Below are 18,255 nucleotides of genomic sequence, written 5' to 3'. Positions count from 1 at the left end.
CTCCTACTCTATGCCGATTTGGCCCCTGATGCGCCATACAATGGAGGCTATGACCACCACCACGATGCCGTATGGCACTTGGCCCTCTATTCTCACGATCGACTCCCTCACGGCCGCGAAGACAACGCTGTCAGACCCGCTCATCGCCGATACCGGGATCGTTGTCGGTCGCACCGGGGCAAGCGGCACCACTCGACTCGCACTCGAACGTGACGGTGAGATCGTCGACTTCCCACTGCTGGATGAGTCGGGCACGGAGATCCCGATCGGCTCCCGATTGCACGAATACGGCGGGCCAGCCATCGCCGTTGATGGCAGCGACGTCATCGTCTCCCATCGCACCACCGGCCGCCTGTACCGCGCATCGCTGAATGCAGCGCCGGGCGAGCGTGCGCTCGCGATCACGCCCGATGACGGATGGCGGTACGCCGACCTGCAGGCGCGCGACGGCCACGTCATCGCGATCGCCGAAATCCACGACGATTCCCGCGCCGATGGCTACCCGCGCCACGCGATCGTCGACATCGACTGCGCCGATGGCGAGCGCACGGTCATCTACGACGGCGCGGACTTCATCGCCGGCGTGCGCCTATCACCCTCGGGTGAACGCATCACGTGGTACGAGTGGGACCTCGGGTTGATGCCGTGGGAGGACACGCGCGTCATGCTCGGCGAATGCTTCGAGACGGCCATCACCGAGATCACGCGCATCGACGGCGGAACGTCCTCTGCCATCGCGCCGCTATTCGTCACCGACGACGACCTCGTCTTCATCGATGACCTCTCCGGCTGGTGGAATATCTACCGCGCGGAACTCGGCGAGAAGATCCGGGTGCGGGCGCTCCATCCCGCGGAGGCCGATTTTGCCGATCCGCCCTGGGTCATGACGATGCCGTACGCGGTGCTCGATGACGATCACCTGCTCGTGACGTGGGCCGCCGACGGGCAGCGCCACCTCGGCTCGCTCGCCTGGCGCACCGGTGAGCTCGAGGAATGGCTCATCGGCTACGACCCGCTCGGCACCCCCGCCGTCGCGGGCGACCGCGTCGCCGTCCTCGGGGCCAGCGCCACCGCCGCACCGGCGGTCATTGCGATTGACCTGCCACACGCGCGCACTCGCCTCGTCCTTGCCTCCGATGATTCCCCGCTGCCCGAGGAATGGACCTCCCTGCCCGAGCCGCTGACCTGGCAGGTACCGGCCGGAGATGGCTTTGGCACCCACGAGGCCTACGGCTACTTCTACCCGCCAAACCACCCCGAGGTGGCCGCACCGCAGGAGGAGGCTCCGCCGCTCATTGTCATGGTGCATGGCGGGCCCACCTCGGCCACGAGCCCCACCTACCGCGACGCCATCCAGTTCTGGACGACGCGCGGCTTTGCCGTCCTGGACGTCGACTACTCCGGATCCTCCGGCTATGGCCGCGCCTACCGGGACTCGCTCGCCGGACTGTGGGGCGAGATCGATAACGCCGATATCGCCGCGGGCGTCAGCCACCTCGCCGCCGAGGGCCTCATCGATGCCAAGCGCGCCGTCATTCGCGGTGGCTCGGCCGGTGGTTATGCGGTGCTGCGCGCCCTGACGACGCTGGAGACGTTCGCGGCGGGTACCTCCCTGTTCGGCGTCGCGGATCTGAGCTTGCTCGCCAAGGAGACCCACATGTTCGAGGCGCGCTACCTCGATGGGCTCATCGGACCCTACCCGCAGGAAGCCGAACGCTACGAGGAGCGCTCCCCCATTAACCATCTCGACGCGCTCACCGTCCCGCTCCTGCTGCTGCAGGGCGAGGATGACAAGGTCGTCCCGCCGAGCCAGGCTCGCGTCATCTACGACGCCACGGCGAACGCGGGCAAACCAGTCGCACTGCGCATGTACCCCGGCGAGGGCCACGGCTTCCGCGCGGCCGCGGCCCGCAAGGACGCGATCGCGACCGAGCTCGCGTTCTACGGTGAGGTCCTGGGCTTTAGGCCGCACGACGTCGAGGTCGACGTGCCGTGGGCCTAGCCTGACGCTGTCTCCATGACCACCCCGATCACGCCTCCGAGCCCGCCGGTCCGCCGGCTGCGCTCGCTGCTGACTCATCACCGCAGCGCCTTCGCCGCCCTGTGCGCGCTCGTCGGGATCGGGGTGGGCCTCGCCGCCGTTCTCTTCCAATACCTCATCGCCGCCGTCTCGCGCCTTGCCACCGGTTACGCCGATTACGGCGCGACGCTTGGCGCGCCCCACGGCGCAACGGGCTGGCATCCGGCCTTCGTCATCGCCGCGCCGGCGATCGCGGGCCTCATCTGCGGGGTCGCGATCAATCGATATTCGCCGTTCGCTCGCGGCCACGGCGTTCCCGAGGTCATGCTGGCCGTGCGGCGCAAGGGCGGCGTCATCCCAGGCCGCGTCGCGATCGTCAAGATCATCGCGACCGCGCTCACGATCGGCGGCGGCGGCCCCGTCGGCAAAGAGGGGCCCATCGTCCAGGTGGGGGCCGCTATCGGATCGTTTTTCGGCCAGAAACTCAAACTCTCCACGCGGCAGCTGACGCTGCTGTGCGGCGCGGGCGCGGCAGGCGGCATCGCCGCAACCTTCAACACCCCGCTCGCCGGCGCCGTCTTCACCCTCGAGCTGATCCTGGTCTCCTTCACCGCGGAGACGATCGGCATGGTCGTCATCGCCTCGGTCTCCGGCGCGGTCATCGCCCACCTGATCCTCGGCGACACCCAGGTCGTCTCCATCCCCGCCGTCCTGCTCGAATCGACGACGGACCTGTGGTGGGTCGCGCTCGTCGGCCTCGTCGCGGGCCTGGCCGGAATCGCATTCTCGCGCTCGATCTATCTGGTCGACGACGCCATGAACCTGGCCTACCGCGGACCAGAATGGGCGCGCCCGGCCGTCGGCGGCCTGCTCGTGGGCCTCGGCCTCGTGGCCGTGCCCGCGATGTACGGCGATGTCACCGCGACGCTGCACCGCGTGCTGACCGGGCAGTTCGATGCCGCAATGATCGCGCTGCTGCTCGTCATGCAGATCCTGCTGGCCGCCCTCGTCATCGCGATGGGCGGCTCCGGCGGGGTATTCGGTCCCACCCTCTTCGTCGGCGCGACGACGGGCGCCTTGCTCGCATCGGCCTTCGCACCCTTTGCGGCCAGCTCCCTTACGACCTTCGCGGTCATCGGCATGGGCGCTGCCTTCGCGGCCGCCGCTCGCGCGCCGCTGACGAGCGTCCTCATCATTGTGGAGATGACGGGCCAATACGCTCTCATCTTGCCGATGATGCTCGCGGTCGGGCTCGCCACGGGCCTGTCCGCCTTCCTCACCCGCTACACGATCTACACGACGAAACTCGTGCGCCGCGGCGACGTCCTGGACGACCCGGTCGAACAGACCCTGCTAGGGCGAGTGCGCGCCGAGGGCCTCATGGGCCGCGAGCCCGCCGTCATCGGCGAGGCGCTGTCCATCCGGGACGCGGCCGCTGTCATTCGCGAATCAGGCTCCACCGCAGTGCCCGTCGTCGCGCCCGATGGCACCTACCTCGGCACGCTCGGGGCGCTCGGGATTGCGGCCGCACGCGAGGACGGCATCGACCCACACCGTCCCGTCACCGACATCGCCCTCGCACGCGAAGCCGTCAACCGGCGCGAGTTCGCCTCGGTCGTCCTGCGCACGCTCGTGGACGCCGGCATCGAGGGCATTGCCGTTGTTGATGACGACGGAAAGCTCGTCGGCTGGGTCGCGCAGCGCGATCTCGTGGGCCGAATCTATCGTCAGCAGCGCCGGGCCCTGCAGCAGGCGGAATCGGCGAGTTCGTGGGGGTCGCGCATGAGCACCCGGCTGGCGAAGTACCGCCGCCACCGGGACTCTCTGGAGGCGCACGAGCGCAAGCGCCCCTAGGGTGACACCATGAGAACACTACTGATCGCGGGAGCCTCCGGCTTCCTCGGAGGGGCCCTCACCGCCTACGCCAGCGAGAACTCCTGGCACGTCAAACACCTGGTACGACGCGAGGCTCGCAGCGGCGACGAGGTCTCGTGGGATCCGGCGCGCGGCGAGCTCGATCCGGCGGCGATCGCGGCCGCCGATGCGGTCGTGTGCGTCTCGGGCGCCGGCATCGCGGATCGGCCGTGGACGCCGGCTCGGCAGCGCGAGATCATCTCCTCGCGGGTCGGTAGCGTGAACCTCCTCGCCCGCACGATCGCCGAGCTGCCGAGCGAGCAGCGGCCAGAGGTGTTCGTCAGCGGCTCCGCCATCGGTTACTACGGCTCGCGCGGCGCCACCGAACTGAGCGAGGACAGCGGCCCCGGTGAGGGCTGGCTGCCGCAGGTGTGCCTGGCGTGGGAGGCGGCCGCCGAGGCTGCCGAACAGGCGGGGGTGCGCACGATCCAACTGCGCACTGGCCACCTCATGGATACCGGCGACGGCCTCCTTGGCGTCTTGGAGCCGCTGTACCGCTGGCACCTGGGAGCGCAGCTCGGCAGCGGCGAGCAGTATTTTTCCTCCATTTGGATCGGCGACGCCGTCGCGGCAATCATGTTCGCGATCGAGGACCAGGAGATTTCCGGCCCGATCAACCTCGTGGGACCGAATCCGGTGACGTTCAACGCGTGGCACGAGGCGCTGCAGGACGCGCTCGGGCGATCCTCCCCGCTCGTGGCGCCGACTCCCCTGCTGGCCGCCCTTGGTACCATGGGCGAGGAACTTTTGCTCACGAGCCAGCGCGTCGTGCCGCACGCACTGACGCAGGCCGGCTTCACCTTTGCCGCGCCGACGGTGACCGAGATTATCGATCGCGCGCTGGCCGGCCCCTACGCTGATTAGGACCGCTTCAGGGCCGCCGTTCAGCGCCAGATAGGGCGTGTCGGCCAGGTGGAACTCGACGGTGGCAACCGAACCCGGCGGCACACGTGAGGCTCCCATCATGCACCCCGTCGCCGAGCCTGCCTAGGGCACAACGCAATCGGTCCGAGCCCTCAAGGGCCCGGACCGATCTTGGCGTCGTGTGGTTACTTCGCGAGCGAGCGCAGCACGTACTGCAGGATGCCTCCGTTGCGGAAGTACTCCCGCTCTCCGGGGGTATCGATGCGCACTCGGGCGTCAAACTCGATGGCCGAGCCGTCGTCCTTGCGCGCCGTGACCTTCACGGTCTTGGGGGTCGTGCCCTCGTTCAACTCCGTGATTCCGGAGATGTCGAAGGTTTCCGTGCCGTCAAGGCCGAGCGAGTCGGCGTTTTCCCCGTCGGGGAATTGCAGCGGCAGGACGCCCATACCGATGAGGTTGGAGCGGTGGATGCGCTCGAAGGACTCGGTGATGACGGCCTTCACTCCGAGCAGCGCGGTTCCCTTGGCCGCCCAGTCACGCGAGGATCCGGAACCGTACTCGGTGCCGCCGAGGATAACGAGCGGGATGCCCGCTTCCTGGTAGGCCTGAGAGGCGTCGAAGATCGAGTCCTGCTCACCGGTGAGGAAGTTCTTGGTGTAACCGCCTTCGACACCGTCAAGCAGCTGGTTGCGCAGCCGAATGTTGGCGAACGTACCGCGGATCATGACCTCGTGGTTACCGCGACGCGAGCCGTAGGAGTTGAAGTCGCGACGGCTCACGCCGTGGGACTTCAGGTACTCGCCTGCGGGAGAATCGAACTTGATCGCTCCGGCCGGTGAGATGTGGTCGGTCGTGACGGAGTCACCGAGCTTGGCGAGCACGCGCGCGCCGGTGATGTCCTCGACGGGGGTGAGCTCCATGCTCATGCCCTCGAAGTACGGGGGCTTGCGCACGTAGGTCGATTCCTCGTCCCACTCGAAGATGTCACCCTCGGGGGTCTGCAGCGCACGCCAGCGCTCATCGCCCGCGAACACATCCGCGTAGTCCGATTCGAACATCTCCTGCGTGATCGAGGAGTCCATGACCTGCTGGACCTCATCCGGCGAAGGCCAGATGTCCTTGAGGAAGACCTCGTTACCGTCCTTGTCGGTTCCCAGCGGCTCGGCTTCGAAGTCGAAGTCCATGGTGCCGGCCAGGCCGTAGGCGATGACGAGCGGCGGGGACGCGAGGTAGTTCATCTTCACGTCGGGGTTGATCCGGCCCTCGAAGTTGCGGTTACCCGAGAGCACCGAAACGACGGCCAGGTCGTTATCGTTGATGACCGCGGAGATCTCTTCCGGCAGCGGGCCAGAGTTACCGATACAGGTTGTGCAACCGTAGCCCACGAGGTGGTAGCCAAGGGCTTCCAGCGCGGGCCACAGCCCGGCCTTCTCGTAGTAGTGGGTCACGACCTTGGAACCGGGCGCCATCGAGGTCTTCACCCACGGCTTGACGCTCAGGCCCCGCTCGACGGCATTGCGCGCGAGGAGCGCGGCGGCGAGCATGACCGACGGGTTGGAGGTGTTGGTGCAGGAGGTAATCGACGAAATGACGACCGCGCCGTGATCCAGCTCGGTTTCCGTGCCGTCTTCCATCGTGACCTTCACGCGCTTGTGCGGACGACGGCTTGCGGTCGGGGTATCGACGATCGCCTCTCCCGAATCCTCGCCGTAGACCGGCGCGATCGGATCCGAGGCGGGGAAGGTCTCCTCCACGGCCTCGTCGAGGCCGGAGGCCTCCTGTTCCTCTTCAGAGACGTAGTTCGGCAGCGCTGCGGCGAAGGCTTCCTTGGCCTCCGACAGCTCAATACGGTCCTGCGGACGCTTCGGGCCGGCGATCGACGGAACGACGGTCGACAGGTCGAGCTCGAGGTATTCGGAGTAGGCGGCCTCGCGCGACGGGTCGTGCCACAGGCCCTGCTCCTTGGCGTAGGCCTCGATCAGCTTGCACTGCTCTTCGGAACGGCCCGTGAGGCGGTAGTAGTCGACGGTGACGTCATCGATCGGGAAGATCGCAGCGGTCGAGCCGAACTCGGGGCTCATGTTGCCGATCGTGGCGCGGTTAGCCAGCGGAACGGCGGAGACACCCTCGCCATAGAACTCGACGAACTTGCCGACGACGCCGTGCTCGCGCAGCATCTGGGTGATGGTGAGGACAACGTCGGTGGCGGTCGCACCCGTGGGGATTTCGCCGGTCAGCTTGAAGCCAACGACGCGCGGAATGAGCATGGAAACCGGCTGCCCGAGCATTGCGGCCTCCGCCTCAATACCGCCAACGCCCCAGCCCAAGACGCCAAGGCCATTAACCATCGTCGTGTGCGAGTCGGTACCCACACAGGTGTCCGGGTAGGCTCGCTCGACGCCGTCAACCTCGCGGATCATGACGCCGCGCGCCAGGTACTCGATGTTGACCTGGTGGACGATGCCCGTGCCCGGAGGCACGACCTTGAAGTCGTCAAAGGCGCCCTGGCCCCAGCGCAGGAACTGGTAGCGCTCCTCGTTACGGCCATACTCGAGTTCGACGTTGCGCTCAAAGGCGTCGGCGCGGCCAAAGACGTCGATGACCACGGAGTGGTCGATGACGAGCTCGGCCGGTGCCAGCGGGTTGATCTTGTCGGGGCTGCCACCAAGATCTGCGACGGCTTCGCGCATCGTGGCAAGGTCGACGACGCAGGGCACGCCGGTGAAGTCCTGCATGACAACGCGAGCGGGAGTGAACTGGATTTCGGTCTCCGGCTCATCGTCCGGGTTCCAGTTCGCAAGTGCCTTGATGTGATCGGCGGTGACGTTCGCACCATCTTCGGTGCGCAGTAGGTTCTCGGTCAGAATCTTCAAGCTGTAGGGCAGCTTGTCAGCGCCGTCAACGGCGTCCAACCGGTAGATCTCGTATTCTTTGCCATCAACATCGAGCGTGGCGCGGGAGTTGAATGAATCCACCTGGTTCTCCTTTGCAGTCCTTCGTTAGCCGGGCAGATAACCACCTGCCGACAAACTCTCTCGATATCAAGATACTTTATCGACGGCATGTCGTCCACTCGACACTCCACCTCCGTTCTAGCACCCCGCGCGACCGCTCACCCGTGGATTGAGGCCGCAAGGACCTCACAACTCATTGCTCAGGGCAGCGTGAGCAGCGCGGTGGTTTCGAGGTGGTGAGTGTGCTCAAACAGGTCGAACGGGACGATCCACTGCACGTCGTAGCCCTTGCGAACAAAGACCGCGAGGTCTCGCGCGAATGCGGCCGGATCACATGCGATGAGGATGACCGCCACCGCACCGGAATCGGCGAGCAGCGATGCGACATCCTTGCCCAGGCCGGTTCGTGGCGGGTCGACGACGATCGCGTCAAAGCTGTGCTCAGCAAGGAGTGCTCTTACGGACCTTCTATCGATGCGGCCGTGGCGAACTTCGACACTGGAATGGACGTTCGCACGCGCATCCCCCGCGGCCGCTTCGCTGCCCTCCACGGTGATAAGCCGGCCGCGGCGGCCGATAACGTCGTGGATCGGAGCAGAAAACAGCCCCACCCCACTAAAGAGCTCAAGGACGGAGATCCCCTCGGGGTCGCCCGGACCCAACAGCCCCGAGCGCACCTGCTCCGCCAGGAGCTGGGGTGCGGCCTCATGCGCCTGCCAGAATCGATCGGTGGACAGCTGGTAGCTGTACGTACTGCCGGCAACGCTCACCTGCTCGGTGATACGAACATCGGCGCCTGCCTCCACGACGTGCACCTCGCCAGTCGAAGTCGCCACATGCCGCAGCTGAGCTCCGGCGGGCCCGGTGACCTCACTGAGGTCGGCGATGGGGGCTACGGCCAGCGGCATTCGGTCAATCGCGACGAGGTCGTTGGAATGGTAGCGCCGCATCGCAGGCCGTCCCTCATCGTTAAGGATCGTGCGAAACCGCGTGCGGGTACCGCGTGAGCCCGGTGATGCCACCCGAATGGGTTCGCGCACGTCGTTGGCAGCCTCGGCGATGTCAGCGCCCCCGATGCGACGTAGCGTGTGGTCGAGGACCGCCTCTTTGAATTCACGCTGCCCCAGAGGACTTAGATGACCGAGCTCCACTCCCCCAATATTGTGGCGGGCGGCCTCGGGCCAGATATGCGCGCGGCGATGGGGACTCGCGACGACGACGTCAATAGCATCGCCAAAGGCTCGAGTCGCGAGCTCCTCGGTGATCTGGACTCGCACGGTTTCGCCCGGGGCGGTGTGCCGGACGAATACGACTTTGCCGCTGGGCAAGCGTCCAACGCAGGTGCCGCCGTGGGCTACGCCCGTAATCTCAACGATCGGTTCCATGGCCACTTTCTTGTACGTCGGCGAGCTGGAAGGGAACCGAGGACATCACGACCCCGGGCGTAAAGAGCAGCCTCGACTTCAGCCGCAGCGCGGTTTGATTGTGCAAAATATGTTCCGGCCACGTTCGAACCACGAACTCGGGCACGAAGACCACCACGAGATCGCGCGGCGATTGCTTCCGGATGGAGCGCACATACTCGACGATTGGCCGGGATATCTCGCGGTAAGGCGAATCCAAAATGGTGAGATCGATCGGGATTTCGGCTTCCCGCCAGTCGGCGCGCAGTTGCTCGCTTGCCTCCGGATCGACATTGACGTGGACCGCCGACAGTGTCGAGGGACGGGTGGCCCGGGCATAGGAAATGGCCTGCAACGCGGGGCGGTTGAGGCTGGAGACGAGGATCAACGCGTGAACCCGTGACGGCAGTGCTCGGGAGGCCGACAGATCGGTCACGGCCAGCTGGCGGCCGACCCGATCATAGTGGCGCCGGATCCGGTGCATAAGGAAGAACACGAGCGCGATCAGCACGAGCGTGATCCACGCTCCGTGCAGGAATTTCGTCACCAGCGCGACGACGAGGACGAGCCCGGTGAGCGCACACCCCACGGCCGCAATGATGCGTGAGCGGCGGATGCGGCGGCGCTCCGAGGCGGAGGTCGACAGCCCAAGCTCGCGCGTGAAATGGCGGTACATGCCGAACTGGGAGGTCGTGAAGGAGATGAATACTCCGACGATGTAGAGCTGGATGAGCCGGGTTACCTCAGCATCGAAAATCACGATCAACACGATGGCCGCGACCGCGAGGGCCAAGATGCCGTTAGAAAACGCTAACCGGTCCCCGCGCTTGTGTAACTGGTGCGGCAAGAAACCGTCGCGGCCAAGAATCGAACCCAAGACGGGAAAACCGTTGAACGCCGTATTCGCGGCGAGCACCAGGATGAAGCCCGTCGTGATCGTGACGAGGAGGAAGAGCGGGAAAGCGCCCGCGAAGATCGTCTCGGCGAGCTGCCCGATGACGGGAGCCTGGTGATAGCTCGGCCCCACAGGAGCCCCATTGTCCAGCAGCTGGGTAGCCGGGGCGTAGGCGAACTTGAGGTTAGTCGCGCGCCCGAGCAGCACCACGGACATCAACATGACCGAGCCGATGAGGCCCAAGAGACCAAGCGTAATCGCGGCGTTATGGGATTTGGGTTTGCGGAAGACCGGGACACCATTGCTGATCGCCTCGACGCCGGTCAGGGCTGCGCAGCCCGATGAAAAGGCCCGCAGCACGAGGAAGCCGCCAGCTAGCCCCGTTAACCCGGCATCCAGGTCCGATTGGGCGATGAGGTCGAAACGCGCGCTTGGCGCGGGCTGCAGCGATCCCGTGAAGTATTGGAACGCGCCAACAACCGCGAGCAGGCCAATGGCGAACATGTACAGATACACCGGGGCCGATAGTGCCCGGCCCGACTCGCGCGAACCACGCAGATTGATGAGCGCCAGGATGACGACGGCTCCCACGGCAATGGGGACCTGATAGCCGTACATGCCTGGCAGCACGGTGATGAGGTATTGGGCACCCGATGAGATGGAGACCGCGACGGTGAGGACGTAATCGACGAGAAGCGCGGATGCCACGGTCAGGCCAGCGTTGCGCCCGAGGTTCGTTGTGGCAACCTCATAATCCCCACCCCCGGAGGGATAGGCGTGGACGTTTTGTCGGTAGGCCGTGACGACGACGAGCATGACGATGACGACCGCGAGGCCCACCCACGGCGAGATCGTGAGCGCGGCGACGCCCGCAATGGAGAGGGTGAGGAAGATTTCGTCCGGGGCATAGGCGACCGAGCTCAGGGCATCGGAGGCGAAGACGGGAAGCGCCAGGCGCTTGGGCAGCAGCGTATGGCCGAGCCGGTCGGAGGCGACGGGCTTGCCAAGAAGAAAACGCTTGAAGGCGCCAGGATGTGCGGACACGCTTTTCATGCTAGATCCGATTGCGCCCACATTGGTAACGCACGGCGAAGAGAGTAGCGTGAGTCATTGTGCACTTCGTAATTATGGGATGTGGGCGCGTGGGCGCCATGCTTGCCTCGCACTTGGATAGCGCGGGCCATTCTGTCGCGGTGATCGATGCCAATCCGGACGCGTTTCGGCGGCTCGATCCCGAGTTTTCCGGCCGTCGCGTGACCGGAGTCGGATTCGATCGCGATTCCCTCACCCAGGCCGGCATCGAAGACGCCTACGCCTTTGCCGCCGTCTCATCAGGCGACAACTCCAACATCATCGCTGCGCGCGTCGCGCGCGAGGTGTTTGGGGTCGAACACGTCGTCGCCCGCATCTATGACCCACGGCGCGCCGAGGTGTTCCAGCGCCTTGGCATCACGACGGTCGCGACCGTGTTGTGGACGGCGGACCAGATCGTGCGCCGGATGCTGCCGATGGGCGGCTCAACCGAGTTCCTCGATGCCTCGGGCCGGATTGCCCTGACGGCACTGCCAGCGCCTGCCGCCTGGATTGGGCGCCCGCTCACCGAGCTCATTGACGATACCGAGACCCGGGTCGCGTTCATTACGCGCCTCGGCAAGGGCATGATCCCGGATGACCGCACCGTCATTCAGGAACAGGACCTCATCCACTTTGTGGCTGCCAAGAAGGATGTCTCGGTGATCGAACGCCGCATCACCAAGGGGCCCTTAGGACAGCATTCATGAAAATCCTGATTGCCGGAGCCGGCTCAGTTGGGCGCTCGATCGCCAGGGAACTGCTCACCCACGGCCACGAGGTCACCCTCATTGACAAGAACCCCGCCGCGATGCGAATCGCGTCCGTGGCCGATGCGGACTGGCTGCTTGCCGATGCGTGCGAACCGATTGCCTTGCAGCAGGCGAGCACCGATGACGCCGACGTCGTCGTCGCCGCGACCGGTGATGACAAGGTCAACCTGGTCGTCTCACTGTTGGCTAAGACAGAGTTTGGGGTGCCGCGCGTGGTGGCTCGCGTCAATAATCCAAAGAACGAATGGATGTTTGACGAGGCCTGGGGTGTCGATGTTCAGGTTTCGACGCCTCGCATCATGACGGCGCTCGTGGAAGAAGCAGTCTCGGTCGGAAACCTCGTGCTGCTGTTTACCTTCCACTCCTCTGGAGCCTCGATGTACGAGATCACCTTGCCGGTGGACTCCCCCGTCCTTGGAACCCGCATCGCGGACCTCGCATTGCCCTCATCGACGCAATTGGCAACCATCATTCGCGCGAATCAGCCGATCGCACCGACCCCGGATGACACGTTGGAAAGTGGCGATGAGGTGCTGCTGATTGTCACTGAGGACGGTGCTGATGATCTTCAGGCGTTGCAGGATCTGCTTGCGCCTCGTCATGAGGATTACGATCCCGAAGAACCAGCCAGCTAACAAAGATTGCGGTCGCGAACAGCGGGATCCCCATGACTAGTCGTGCCGTTCCCAGCGCCGCGACATTACCTGAGGCATACAGCGGCCACTGTACGGCCAGGCGGAGCACAAACAGCGCCGCCCACATGACGGTCAGCAGGTAGTAGCGTCCCATCTTCGGGCTCGTGCGCCAGTTCCTTTCGCCCCGCGCAAGACCGTCGATGAATCCGATGATGGGATACCTGAACAGTGCCGATAGCAAGACGATGGAGCCGTAGGCCGCGTTGATGACGAGCCCAGGCGCGAAGTAACCTTCGGCGCTGCCGGAATATCCCGCCCACAGCACACACAGCGCGACACCAAGGAACCCGCCAAGGGCCTGGTTCACGGCGGTGCGGGCGATGAGCCGCGCAACAAGTAGCGCGGCCGCGACGGCAAGCGCGAGCCCGGCTGCCCACCACAGTTCGTGGGTGGACAGGTAGATCGCAAGGAAAACGATGACGGGAGCAACGGATTCGATGACTCCGCGTACGCCACCGATCGCGGCCGACAGGTCGAACTCGTCGGCACTGATCTGTTTCATCCCGCGCTTCGGGGACTCAGATTCGCTCACAGGTCGAGGCTCCCCGATGGCAGCAGACGATACTCGGGATCAAAAATCACGATGTCCCCATTTTCTTCGTACACGGTGCCCGTCGCGATGAGATGACGTCCCGGCGTGATGCCAGCGATCTCACGACGTCCATGAAAGACCAGATCGAGGCTGCCGGAGGAGTCGGTCAGCCGGGCGCGTAGTTGCGGGTTGCGCGACTCCGGCCGATACGTCACGGCGCTGACCCGGCCTGCCACCCGGGCACGCATGCGCGGGTGGACTTCAGCAATCGGTAATCCGTGCTGCGTCGAGGTCGCCATGGCGTTATCGGATCTCCGTGATCTCGGGCCCTCGGGAGGGCATATTAAACGATGGCGTACTGGGCTCTGCTTGGGCTTGGCCGGGGATCGTCAGCGCGATGATGCGTTTGGGTGGCAGCGGTTCGTCACCACGGTCGACCACCACGCCGCGCAGCGCTTCTTCCAGCGGCACGGCCGCCTTCATGTCGGTAGCTGCGGGGCCGATGAACAGGGCCTGCAGGAACCATCGCGGACCGTCGATGCCCACGCATCGAAGTGGACGAATTCCGCTTCCTGCCGGTGTTTGGACCGGGAGTTTCATGACGACTTCAGAACCGAAGGGCCCGTGCTGTTCGATCGCCTCACCGTTTTGCGCCTCGGCACTTTCGACTCGTTCGGCCCGTAGGTCTTTCCAGATTCCGGCCGACTTCGGGGCCGCATAGGCCTGCAGCTGCATTACCGAATCGCCGAGTCCAACTGAGACCGCCAACGGCGCCCGGGTTGCTGAATCGAGCTCAATACGGATGTTCATCTCAGGCTGGATCGGAATCTTGAGGACGCCAAGATCGAGGTAACCCTCAAGGTCATCGACCTGCTCGATATCGAACGGACCCGTCGGCAGCGCATCGTCTTCGCTGGGCGTCTCCTCCGCGACGGATTCACGGGCCTTATCGATCTTCGACTTCTTACGACCAAACCATGCCATCAGTTTTCACCCTTTCGATTGCGCCCCGTCGATCCGAACCCGCCGGCCTCCCGCGCCGAGGAACTCAGTGATTCCGCGTCCTCAAATCGCGGCAGACTCACCTGCTGAATGACGAGCTGGGCGATTCGATCGCCGACGTTAATGGTGACACTCGAATCCGGATCGGTGTTATGCAAGATAACCTTGACTTCGCCACGATATCCGGCATCGATCGTTCCGGGCGCATTTAAGACGGTCAGGCCTTCGCGCGCCGCGAGTCCGGAGCGCGGGTGAACGAAACCTGCATAACCGTGGGGAATCTCGATGGCGATCCCGGTTCCCACGAGGGCCCGCCCGCCGGGGGCGATGACGCAGTCCTCATTGCTGATCAGATCCGCGCCCGCATCATCGTGATGCGCGCGCACCGGTAACTGGGCGTTTGGATCTAACTTCCGCACGGCAATACTCAACTCGTTCACGGGCCTAACGGTATCGCGGTTTGTTGGACGGTCCCAATGTGTCACAGTAAGAAGGTGACTGCGACGCGCTATTCCTCCCGGTTAACGCCCCCGCCCCTCATGATGATCGTCCTAGGTCTGCTCGGGGCATCCTTTGGGCTCATCTTCGTTCCCGTCTCGACGACGCTGGCGTGGATTGTGGCCGTGATCGGAGGTCTCGTCGTTGTCGGGCTACTCATTGGCTCTGCGCCGGTCACCGTGGTGGAAGATGGGGAGCTGAAAGCCGGCGGAGCGCACATTCCGCTGCATTTTCTTACCACCGCCGAAGAACTCGATGCCCCGGCGCTACGAGAAGCGATGGGACCGGCGGCCGATACTCGAGCCTGGGTCGTCCACCGCCCGTGGGCCAGCTCCGCCGTGAAGGTCGGCATCGATGATCCGCGGGATCCCACGCCATACTGGCTGTTATGCGTGAAGGACCCGCACCGTTTGGTGCAGGTCCTTCACGAATCGGCGGTTCACTAACCGGCACACTCCGCGCAAATCATCACGCCGCCCTCATCGGAGGCCAGCTGAGAAATGTGGTGGACGAGGAAACACTGCATGCAGGTAAACTCATCCGCCTGCGGGGGCAGGACGCGAACCGAGAGTTCCTCGTTCGACAAATCCGCGCCGGGAAGTTCAAACCCTTCCGCGGCTTCGGTTTCGTCTTCGTCTACCGACGAGGATTGTGATTCACCGCGCCGCGCCTTGAGTTCTTCTAGCGACGACTCATTCATGTCGTCGTCGTTCTTGCGTGGGGCGTCGTAATCGGTGGCCATCGGGCGTCACGCTCCGCTTATCACTAGGGTGGCTGCTTCTCACGCACTGAAAGGTGCGTACCAGGGATTCTTACCATAAATTCGAACGCGATGCGCGCGCTGGAGCGAGATCCTGACGTGAGGGGTCCATCACCCTAGGCGCTTGGCTCTCCTTAGCGAAGCGGAACGGCGCGCCGAGTGCTCCGATCGCTTCCGACCAGGTAGTGTTCAGGCGTAAGAGCGGGAGGTTTGATGACCAAGCTGAACTTTGTGTCACTCCAGTCCGATGGCACCCACATTGTCCTTTCCGACGACAATGGGAAGACGTATCACCTTCCCATCACGCCGGAGCTTCGCCACGCCCTGCGGCGGCCCAGCCCCGTCGTGCAATCCACACCTGCCAGCGGCACGCCGAGCCTGCGCCCCCGCGATATTCAGGCGATGTTGCGCGCGGGAGCGAGCGTGGAAGAAGTCGCCGCCAATGGCAACGTGAGTGAAGAACACGTCCGTCGCTACGAAGGTCCTATCGTCGCCGAACGGGACTGGGCGATTCAACAGGCCCGCGAATGCACAGTCGGCCATGAGCTCGGCGCGCCGACCCTCGGCGAGATCGTCGTGGACCGGCTCGCTGAACGCGGCGTCGATACAGACTCGTTGCGGTGGCACGCATTCCGCGAGTCCACGGAACCTTGGAATGTCACGGTGAGCTTCACTGCTGGCGGAAAAGAACGGGTCGCCCGTTGGCGTCTCGATATCGCAGCACGGTCCGTCAAAGCCATGGAGGACGAAGCTCGGTGGCTGTCAGAAACGGACTCGGCCTCACCTCGAGCACGCCGTCACGTCCGTTCCTTTGATCCATTGGTTGATTCCGCCGACAGCCCGGATGAGGGCGAGGAGAGCAGCGAGCAGAATACTGAATCGCTGCTGGATCATCTGGCGAAGAACCGCGGCCGTCGTCCAGAGCCCTCCCCCTTTGGCGCGAGCGATGAGACCTCGGACCTCTTCTTTGGCGGGGGCGACGATATCCCCGCGGCTCACCCCTCCCGCCCCGAGGAAGCCAACGATGCGGTTGTCCTATCGTTTCCTGATCGGGAGCCAGAGCCACCCGGCGAGAACGAGCTCGATATCGAGGTCGAGCGGCCCGAAAAGCCGAAAAAGTCCAAGAAATCCGGTCGCCGCTCGGTGCCGTCGTGGGATGAGATCGTCTTCGGCGGAAAGTCCGATAGCTAGCTGAGTTCGACAGCGAGCGGGACGGTCATTTCTGCCTCGCTCGTGGCGCCATGGGCGCCGACGAGGCGCATCTGATTCTCGCTCATCCAGCGTGAATCGCTAATCCCCCAAGTCCCCTCGGCGACGATGGCGAAGTCGCCAACCCTGGGTGCGACCCGCGCGCTGACGCCGCCGAGCGCTGCCAGCATGTCATCGCGTGACCACACTCGCGCGCAATCGCCGAGCCAGGTCGCTGTGTGCTGCGCAATCTCACCGACGCGGTCCGGCTCGTCGACGAAGACCTGCAGCATGCGTTCTTCGCCCGCAGTCACGCACTGAGTGGCGTGCGGACTCGCAGCAATATCTCGTCGCTGCGAGATATCGACCATTCCGTGATCGGCCGTGATGGCCAGGCCCGAATCGCGCGGGAGCGCGCTCGCGAGCGAGGACAGCTGCGCATCGACGTGTTCGAGCTGAGCGGTCCATTCCTCTGATTCCCACCCGTGAACGTGTCCGGCATGGTCGAGGTCCGCCCAGTACAGATAGACGAGACGCGCACCCCGGTTGAGCTGGGCGAGTGCCGCCTGTACTCGCTCCTCGAAAGTCTCCGCGTAGACCTCCCGCATACCGCGCCACGCTGCCAGGGTGAGTCCGGAGTCCCGAAACTTTTCCGGGCCGATGGAGCACATCGTGCCGTGATGGTCCGCGCGCTGCGCGATCGTGGGCTCGGCCTGCCACACCTCGGGCGTGACGGGCGAATCAGCGAACGACAGCAACTGGATACGCGAGCCACTTTCCGGATCTCGCGCGGTGAAGCCAATCATGCCGGTGCGGCCGGGATCGTAGCCCGTCGCGATACTCGAAATCGCGCAGGCGGTTGTGGACGGAACCGTCGTACGCGCCGACTGCAGGTTCCGACGCCGCAAGAACGGAATGTGCCCGCGGCGCGCCTCAAGCTGGGTCAGGCCCATGCCGTCGATGAGCACGACGATATAGCGGGAAGCCGCAGGCAGTCCGACGGCGCTGGCGGCCTGCTCCCAGGTGTCCTCGGGGTCACTGCTGACATAGCCGACAGTGTGCGCCGCCGCGGCGAGGACGTCGCGCAGAAGGATCATGAGATCGCGGCAAACTGGGCGCGCCGCAGGGCGCGCGCAAAATCAAGGGCAGCCGTTAATCGTTTGGCGCCATCGCCTTCCGCGCTGACTCGGATCACGATGTCCTCCTGGGCGGCGCCACCACTGCCGTGGCTGCCAGCGCAATCGGGATCATCGCACGAGCCGAAGTCGATCACGATGCGCGAGGCGCCACCCCACCCAATCGCGAGGACCAGATCCGCTGCGGGGCCGCCCTCGGCCGAGTGGCCATAGACGGCGTCCACGCTGAGCAGCTTCGTTAGCGGGACCGTCTGGACCTGAATGTGGACCTCTTCGCTCGATTCCGGAAACGGCAGGTCCGAGGCGTAGACGTGAATGAGTCGGGAGGGCGTGACGACAAAGAGGTTGGCATAGCGCGCAATGGTGCCGCGATCGAAGGTGGTTTGAGCGCCGGCGAAGAACCCTAAAATGTCTTCCTCAAACAGGCACTCCTCGAGATAGCTCGCCATGGCGGCGGGGTGGAATGCGGCCTGATTGAGTTCGGCGATGACGTCACTCATCGTGCACGTGGAAGTCGTCATGCCTCCCATTGTGGCACTGACCGCCGATT

Annotated in this window: 17 protein-coding genes; 7 read left to right on the top strand and 10 right to left on the bottom strand. The window is 64.7% G+C overall.

Annotated features, from left to right (window positions below):
* Positions 1-49 precede the first annotated feature (49 nt).
* Genes BLU67_RS02020 through BLU67_RS02010 form a run of 3 tightly spaced genes read left to right on the top strand, consistent with a single transcriptional unit; the run spans position 50 to position 4,798 of the window.
* Positions 50-2,002 carry an alpha/beta hydrolase family protein gene (locus BLU67_RS02020; RefSeq protein WP_176780658.1) on the top strand — a complete coding sequence of 651 codons (1,953 nt, stop codon included), beginning with the start codon at positions 50-52 and terminating at the stop codon, positions 2,000-2,002.
* A gap of 15 nt (positions 2,003-2,017) precedes the next feature.
* Entirely contained in the window at positions 2,018-3,874 is a 1,857-nt protein-coding gene (locus BLU67_RS02015; RefSeq protein ID WP_092561491.1) for a chloride channel protein, read from the top strand.
* 9 nt (positions 3,875-3,883) lie between these two features.
* Positions 3,884-4,798 carry a TIGR01777 family oxidoreductase gene (locus BLU67_RS02010; RefSeq protein WP_092561489.1) on the top strand — a complete coding sequence of 305 codons (915 nt, stop codon included), beginning with the start codon at positions 3,884-3,886 and terminating at the stop codon, positions 4,796-4,798.
* A gap of 185 nt (positions 4,799-4,983) precedes the next feature.
* Here BLU67_RS02010 and BLU67_RS02005 read toward each other — a convergent pair whose 3' ends face one another.
* From BLU67_RS02005 to BLU67_RS01995, 3 genes are all read right to left on the bottom strand, one after another.
* Positions 4,984-7,773, bottom strand: a complete 2,790-nt coding sequence (locus BLU67_RS02005; RefSeq protein ID WP_092561487.1) for an aconitate hydratase — start codon at positions 7,771-7,773, stop codon at positions 4,984-4,986.
* Between the two features lie 179 nt (positions 7,774-7,952).
* On the bottom strand, positions 7,953-9,137 hold the full coding sequence (locus BLU67_RS02000; RefSeq protein WP_092561485.1) for a class I SAM-dependent RNA methyltransferase: 1,185 nt from the start codon (positions 9,135-9,137) through the stop codon (positions 7,953-7,955).
* Positions 9,121-11,094, bottom strand: a complete 1,974-nt coding sequence (locus tag BLU67_RS01995; protein WP_261976995.1) for an APC family permease — start codon at positions 11,092-11,094, stop codon at positions 9,121-9,123. Before BLU67_RS01995 ends, BLU67_RS02000 begins: the two co-directional genes overlap by 17 nt.
* Positions 11,095-11,162: 68 nt before the next feature.
* Here BLU67_RS01995 and BLU67_RS01990 point away from each other — a divergent pair, with 68 nt between their 5' ends.
* Both BLU67_RS01990 and BLU67_RS01985 read left to right on the top strand, forming a co-directional pair.
* Complete coding sequence (locus BLU67_RS01990; RefSeq protein WP_092561481.1) at positions 11,163-11,831, top strand: potassium channel family protein; 669 nt, start codon at positions 11,163-11,165, stop codon at positions 11,829-11,831.
* Entirely contained in the window at positions 11,828-12,529 is a 702-nt protein-coding gene (locus BLU67_RS01985; protein WP_092561479.1) for a potassium channel family protein, read from the top strand. The genes BLU67_RS01990 and BLU67_RS01985 overlap by 4 nt, the downstream gene beginning before the upstream one ends.
* Here BLU67_RS01985 and BLU67_RS01980 read toward each other — a convergent pair.
* The 4 genes from BLU67_RS01980 to dut are packed head-to-tail and all read right to left on the bottom strand — an operon-like array spanning position 12,438 to position 14,563.
* A complete protein-coding gene (locus BLU67_RS01980; protein WP_143027308.1) occupies positions 12,438-13,121 on the bottom strand; it encodes a DUF3159 domain-containing protein in 684 nt (227 codons plus the stop codon). The genes BLU67_RS01985 and BLU67_RS01980 overlap by 92 nt on opposite strands.
* Positions 13,118-13,420, bottom strand: a complete 303-nt coding sequence (locus BLU67_RS01975; RefSeq protein ID WP_092561475.1) for an OB-fold nucleic acid binding domain-containing protein — start codon at positions 13,418-13,420, stop codon at positions 13,118-13,120. The genes BLU67_RS01980 and BLU67_RS01975 overlap by 4 nt, the downstream gene beginning before the upstream one ends.
* 4 nt (positions 13,421-13,424) lie before the next feature.
* The gene (locus BLU67_RS01970) at positions 13,425-14,105 is read right to left on the bottom strand and encodes a DUF3710 domain-containing protein (RefSeq protein ID WP_092561473.1); all 681 of its coding nucleotides are present in this window, start codon (positions 14,103-14,105) and stop codon (positions 13,425-13,427) included.
* On the bottom strand, positions 14,105-14,563 hold the full coding sequence (dut, locus tag BLU67_RS01965) for a dUTP diphosphatase (protein ID WP_261976994.1): 459 nt from the start codon (positions 14,561-14,563) through the stop codon (positions 14,105-14,107). Before dut ends, BLU67_RS01970 begins: the two co-directional genes overlap by 1 nt.
* Before the next feature lie 54 nt (positions 14,564-14,617).
* Between dut and BLU67_RS01960 the strand changes: the two genes are divergently transcribed.
* Positions 14,618-15,067, top strand: a complete 450-nt coding sequence (locus BLU67_RS01960; RefSeq protein ID WP_176780657.1) for a DUF3093 domain-containing protein — start codon at positions 14,618-14,620, stop codon at positions 15,065-15,067.
* Here BLU67_RS01960 and BLU67_RS01955 read toward each other — a convergent pair.
* Entirely contained in the window at positions 15,064-15,363 is a 300-nt protein-coding gene (locus tag BLU67_RS01955; protein WP_092561469.1) for a DUF4193 domain-containing protein, read from the bottom strand. The genes BLU67_RS01960 and BLU67_RS01955 overlap by 4 nt on opposite strands.
* A gap of 231 nt (positions 15,364-15,594) precedes the next feature.
* Between BLU67_RS01955 and sepH the strand changes: the two genes are divergently transcribed.
* On the top strand, positions 15,595-16,572 hold the full coding sequence (sepH, locus tag BLU67_RS01950; protein ID WP_092561467.1) for a septation protein SepH: 978 nt from the start codon (positions 15,595-15,597) through the stop codon (positions 16,570-16,572).
* Here sepH and BLU67_RS01945 read toward each other — a convergent pair.
* Together BLU67_RS01945 and BLU67_RS01940 are read right to left on the bottom strand one after the other, a co-directional pair.
* Positions 16,569-17,666 (bottom strand): alkaline phosphatase family protein, encoded by a 1,098-nt coding sequence (locus BLU67_RS01945; protein ID WP_092561465.1) that lies wholly within the window; start codon positions 17,664-17,666, stop codon positions 16,569-16,571. The two genes, sepH and BLU67_RS01945, sit on opposite strands and share 4 nt — an antisense overlap.
* Complete coding sequence (locus tag BLU67_RS01940) at positions 17,663-18,226, bottom strand: DUF5998 family protein (protein WP_092561463.1); 564 nt, start codon at positions 18,224-18,226, stop codon at positions 17,663-17,665. The genes BLU67_RS01945 and BLU67_RS01940 overlap by 4 nt, the downstream gene beginning before the upstream one ends.
* Between the last annotated feature and the right edge of the window lie 29 nt (positions 18,227-18,255).

This window comes from Bowdeniella nasicola, assembly GCF_900107735.1.
Taxonomy (GTDB): Bacteria; Actinomycetota; Actinomycetes; order Actinomycetales; family Actinomycetaceae; genus Bowdeniella; species Bowdeniella massiliensis.
Note: the sequence above shows the minus strand (reverse complement) of the source record. Positions and strands in the feature narration are given on the sequence as shown.

Coding starts and splice junctions, on each gene's coding strand:
- BLU67_RS02000 (WP_092561485.1), bottom strand. CDS start 9,137: ATGGAACCGATCGTTGAGATTACGGGCGTAGCCCACGGCGGCACCTGC.
- BLU67_RS01940 (WP_092561463.1), bottom strand. CDS start 18,226: ATGACGACTTCCACGTGCACGATGAGTGACGTCATCGCCGAACTCAAT.
- BLU67_RS01955 (WP_092561469.1), bottom strand. CDS start 15,363: ATGGCCACCGATTACGACGCCCCACGCAAGAACGACGACGACATGAAT.
- BLU67_RS02020 (WP_176780658.1), top strand. CDS start 50: ATGACCACCACCACGATGCCGTATGGCACTTGGCCCTCTATTCTCACG.
- BLU67_RS01975 (WP_092561475.1), bottom strand. CDS start 13,420: ATGGCGACCTCGACGCAGCACGGATTACCGATTGCTGAAGTCCACCCG.
- sepH (WP_092561467.1), top strand. CDS start 15,595: ATGACCAAGCTGAACTTTGTGTCACTCCAGTCCGATGGCACCCACATT.
- BLU67_RS02010 (WP_092561489.1), top strand. CDS start 3,884: ATGAGAACACTACTGATCGCGGGAGCCTCCGGCTTCCTCGGAGGGGCC.
- BLU67_RS02015 (WP_092561491.1), top strand. CDS start 2,018: ATGACCACCCCGATCACGCCTCCGAGCCCGCCGGTCCGCCGGCTGCGC.
- BLU67_RS01985 (WP_092561479.1), top strand. CDS start 11,828: ATGAAAATCCTGATTGCCGGAGCCGGCTCAGTTGGGCGCTCGATCGCC.
- BLU67_RS01970 (WP_092561473.1), bottom strand. CDS start 14,105: ATGGCATGGTTTGGTCGTAAGAAGTCGAAGATCGATAAGGCCCGTGAA.
- BLU67_RS01945 (WP_092561465.1), bottom strand. CDS start 17,666: ATGATCCTTCTGCGCGACGTCCTCGCCGCGGCGGCGCACACTGTCGGC.